Below are 730 nucleotides of genomic sequence, written 5' to 3' on the forward strand. Positions count from 1 at the left end.
GCGAAGACATTGAGCAGTTGGGTCAGTAAATATCGCCAATTTCCAGATGAGCCCTTTGTTGGTAGTGGGAATCTTCGTAGCCATGATCAGATTGTGAAAGACTTGGAGCAACGCAACAAAGACCTAGAGGAAGAACTAGCTATCTTAAAAAAGGCGTTGCACATCTTCAGCAAAGACCCGAAGTGAGATTCAAGTTCATTGATGACCACCGTTCAACATTTCGAGTTGAGAAGATGTGCAGCGTACTAGGTGTATCCAAGAGCGGCTATTATAAATGGCGAACCACACCCCCAAGTGAGCGGAAAAAGCACCGCGAAGCGTTGGCTAAAGAGGTGGAAAAGGAGTACTTGGAATCGGATCGGAATTACGGAAGTCCGAAAATCACAGAGGAACTGAGAAAGAAAGGTATCAAAGTCGCTGTCAAAACGGTTGGACGCATCATGAAAGAGAAGGGCTTACGCTCACAAGCTATAGGGAAATTCAAGGTGCAAACAACGGATTCCAATCACAGCCACCCGATTGCGCCAAACTGGTTAAATCAGCATTTTGATGTGTGTACAAGACCGAATCAAGTATGGGTTACCGACATCACGTACATCCCTACGCGTCAAGGAAACCTCTATTTAGCAAGCGTTCTTGACTTGTTTACCCGCAAAATCGTTGGCTGGCAGCTTGGCAATCGCATGACCGTGGAACTGACGCTAGACGCCTTAAATCAAGCATACGAAGC

1 protein-coding gene and 1 pseudogene are annotated in these 730 nt (G+C 46.3%); both read left to right on the forward strand.

The features are described 5' to 3' along the window. Window positions 1-186: transposase (locus HQN90_RS38420; RefSeq protein ID WP_420851121.1), on the forward strand; the 186-nt coding region annotated here is incomplete at its 5' end. Beyond that, window positions 177-730 (forward strand): annotated as a pseudogene (locus tag HQN90_RS38110) (IS3 family transposase); the annotation flags it as partial. The gene HQN90_RS38420 and the pseudogene HQN90_RS38110, both read left to right, overlap by 10 nt.

Origin of the sequence: Paenibacillus alba (assembly GCF_013204855.1) — a bacterium.
In the GTDB taxonomy this organism is placed as follows: Bacteria; Bacillota; Bacilli; order Paenibacillales; family NBRC-103111; genus Paenibacillus_E; species Paenibacillus_E alba.